Genomic DNA, 3,616 nt, shown 5'->3' on the forward strand with positions numbered 1-3,616 from the left:
AGGGTCGAGCAGTTGCTCCCCGAAAACTGGGCGCGGTTGTTCGCCAAGAAGCCGGCTGTCGAAGCCGCATCCGTGTAGCTCGCGAACCGCCAACTACCGTCATGCCGCCAAGGGCTGCGGCCTTCCCGTCGGACGCTTACGCTTCAACGGAGGGGTCCAAGCGGTCTGCGCTACGGCGAACGGCGGTTTCGTGGTAGGGGGCAACTTCAGTACAGTCGGTAACACGCCTGCCGCCCGCATTGCCAGCTGGGATGGCTCCGGCTGGTCTTCGCTAGGCGCCGGGCTCTCTGGCTTCCAGGCTGGGGTCGACTCTCTGGCTGCGCTCCCAAACGGCGACATCGTCGCAGGAGGCGCATTCACCACCGCAGGTGGCGTGGCAGTCAGCAACATCGCGCGGTGGGACGGCAGCAACTGGTACCCGCTGGGCTCGGGGATGAACGGTGCGGTCACCGCACTCGTCGTAATGCCGAACGGGGATCTCGTGGCGGGTGGGGACTTCACCACGGCCGGAGGCGTGCCCGCAAGTTCAATTGCGCGATGGAATGGCGCAAGTTGGTCGGCATTGGGATTGGGCACGAACGGCAACGTCGAAGCGTTGACCTTGCTGTCTGACGGTAGTCTGGCGGCCGGCGGTGGCTTCTCGGAAGCCGGTGGGGCCCCCGCCCTCTTCGTTGCCCGCTGGGATGGAACCAACTGGTGGTCGCTGGGTTTCGGAGTGCTGAGTGGTTGGGGCGTCTACGCGCTCGATGCCCTCCCCAATGGCGGGCTCGTTGTTGGTGGAGAGTTCACGAATGCAGGCGGCGTCAATGCGAACTACGTTGCGCATTGGGACGGCGCAGTCTGGTCTGCCCTCGGCTCTGGGACCAACGACAGAGTTACGTCGCTCAAGAGCCTGCCGAATGGCGACGTCGTAGCGAGCGGCTACTTCAATGGGCCGCTAATCCGTTGAAGGTCTGCGCGGCGCGACAGTTTTCTAAGCGCATTGCTTGAGCTTGGATATGGATGCATCGAGCGCGGCGGTGACGGCGGTGATGAGGGTGCGTCCCGGCTTGGTGACGCGATAGCGATGTGTGCCTGCGATCTTGTCGATGACGCCGTGGGCGCGAAGCAGTCGAAGTTGGCGCGAGAGCTTGGCCATGAACTTCCGTCGCTCGGCGGGATCGACTGGCGGGGCGGTGCCGGACAGGCCAGCGACATCGCGACTACGGAAGCCGTTGGTGACGAACTCGCCGCGGCCGATGGCACGCAGGAGCGAGATGTCCGGATCGGACCACGGCCTGAGTGCGCGCACTTGGCGCCCCCCGATCTCGGCGTGGTCGAGGACCTTGGTGAGCACGTCTTCGACAGTGCGGTCGGAGTCGACGGTGGCGAGGCTGTCGAGGTAGCGGTCGTTGGCCTTGGCAGACTCGCGTACCCGGGCCTTGATGTCGGCGATGCCTTTCCGCAGCGGCCGCATCTTGGCCTCGCTATCGGGGTCCCCTTCGGCACGTCGGCGGCTCTTGAACTCACCCGGCTTGTTGGTGGTGGTCTCGACGCGCAGGACCGACCCCTGCTTGTCGTACATCTTGATCGAGTTGCCGCCGGCGGCGTGGCGGACGCAGATGCCCTCGGGGCGGACCTTGTAGTTGGTGACGACTTCGCCGCGGTAGGTCGCGACCAACGGCTTGCCGAGGTAACGCATCGTGTCCTTGCTGCCGAGATCGGTGATCGCGAACTTGGCAAGGCTCGGGTAGAGCGCGGCCAGTGCCTCCGGCGACTTGAACATCACGTCGGTCGCGACTTCACACTGATGCAGCGCCCAGTGGTAGCTGCCGAACGCCTGCTCAGCGATGAGGTCGAGCACCGGGCTCACGGTGCTGACAAGGCGGTCGAGCACGCGCTGCCACGGCATCGTGGTCATGCGGTCCATGATCTGTTGGGCGCGAATGACGTCGCCGAGCGACAAGAAGCAGTTGTCGGCGCGGCGATACTCGATCCCGGCGTCGTCGAGTTGCCGCGCGAGCCACTCGCGGCCGTTGAAGCAGATCTGCACCGTGTAGGGCATCCAGGTCTGCACGCGAACGTGCGACCAGCCGAACTCGGGATCAAGGAGGTAGAAGTAGAGGTGCAGGCACTTGCCGGTCCGACGGCGCAGCTCCTGGGTCTTCGCTTCCTTCGATCGGAACATCTGCCATGTCATGCATGGCTCGACGCAGCTGAGCACGCACACGAGGCCGCCCTCGACGGGGTGTTCGCGCCACAGCCGCCGCGCGGCGTCTTCCTTGCGCACGGTGCTCGATTCCAGGTAGCTCGTCGGACGATCGAGCGCGGCGGCCACCGACTCCGACTCCTGCCGGATCATCGCCGTCACCTGCTCGGCTACGTCGCCGAAGTCCTTCTTCAACGCTCCTTGCTGACGCAGGAACGACTCGACTCCCGCGGCGAAGTTGAGCCTGGTCAGGTGGCCGCGGAACAGCAGACGGTCGAAGCCCGTCAGGACCCCGGTGATCTTGGACGCGTGGCGGGTTATGAAGTCGTGCACGGCGTTGGCTCGTGGGCAGGTTGCTTGAACAACTGCCTGTGTACCCGCGGGCGACGCCGTGTTCGCCTTCTTCGACGCCGACAGCGCTCCCATGGCTCAACTCACGCGATCACTCCGCAGCGTTGGGTTTCGGGCGAGGCGAAGCCGAGCCTGAGATGGGAGCATCGCTCGTTGGAACGGAACCAACTGGTCGGCACTAGGCGCGGGGCTGAGTGGTCCCGCCAGCAGCCTGGAGACGCTTGCAAACGGGGACTTGGTGGCCGGTGGCGATTTCACCACGGCGGGCGGCGCGGTTTCCGTCTCTCTCGCGCGACTGACCACGACATGCCCTGCCTTCGCAACCACTCTCGGCACCGGCTGCTCCGGCACCGGTGGCGCCAACCTGCTCACTGCGACGAGCCTGCCCTGGATCGGTTCGACGTTCCGCACCCGCGGCACGGGCATGCCATCGTTCGCCTTCGTGCTGAACGTGACGGGCTTCAGCACCACGTCGGTGCCGCTCCCTGCGATCCTGCCGCAGGGCGGGGCTGGCTGCTCGCTGTTGGCGTCGCCCGACGTGGTCGACGTGCTGTTGCCGACGAGCGGTATCGCAACCGCTCAGCTCGCCTTGCCCAATGCCCTTGCTCTCGTGGGCCAGGCCTTCCATCAGCAGATGCTGCCGCTCGAAGTGGATGCGCAATTCAACATCCTGGCGCTGACGAGCACGAATGCGCTGACTGCGACCATCGGAGCATTCTGACTGCCGCGCCGTCGGGGGGAGGTGTCCGGCTCCCGACGCTTTCGCAAGCCACCACACGGCACCACGCGGAGGCTGTGCACCGAATGGCGCCACGGTTGCACCCGCTCCGGGGATACTCCACCCGCGGCACCACGCAGCCTTGCCAGACGTTCGCTCGTGCTTCGCCGCGACGCTCGCACCGTTCCGGCCGCGCGACCGCGTCGGCAAGCGAAGGGCGCCTGCGGACTCACTGCTGCGGCCGTGCCCAGAAGCAGGCGCGGGCCGGCGGCGCACCTGCCCCTGCCGGCGGCGCCGTCGCTGGTCGGCGTGCAGGTCGATCACCAGATGGTACCGAAGCGGTGCGGCGCGCCCAACAC

3 protein-coding genes are annotated in these 3,616 nt (G+C 66.3%); 2 read left to right on the forward strand and 1 reads right to left on the reverse strand.

The window, feature by feature from the left end; genetic code table 11:
* The first annotated feature begins 373 nt into the window (after window positions 1–373).
* Window positions 374–949 carry a hypothetical protein gene (locus K8I01_12265; protein MBZ0221191.1) on the forward strand — a complete coding sequence of 192 codons (576 nt, stop codon included), beginning with the start codon at window positions 374–376 and terminating at the stop codon, window positions 947–949.
* A 24-nt stretch (window positions 950–973) separates the two neighbouring features.
* Here the strand turns inward: K8I01_12265 and K8I01_12270 are convergent, their stop codons facing one another.
* Window positions 974–2,521 carry a hypothetical protein gene (locus K8I01_12270; GenBank protein ID MBZ0221192.1) on the reverse strand — a complete coding sequence of 516 codons (1,548 nt, stop codon included), beginning with the start codon at window positions 2,519–2,521 and terminating at the stop codon, window positions 974–976.
* 256 nt (window positions 2,522–2,777) lie between these two features.
* On the opposite strand from K8I01_12270, the gene K8I01_12275 reads away from it, so the two are divergent.
* Entirely contained in the window at window positions 2,778–3,260 is a 483-nt protein-coding gene (locus K8I01_12275; protein ID MBZ0221193.1) for a hypothetical protein, read from the forward strand.
* The last annotated feature ends 356 nt before the right edge of the window (window positions 3,261–3,616 follow it).

This window comes from Deltaproteobacteria bacterium, assembly GCA_019912665.1.
Lineage (GTDB): Bacteria > Desulfobacterota > GWC2-55-46 > GWC2-55-46 > GWC2-55-46 > UBA5799.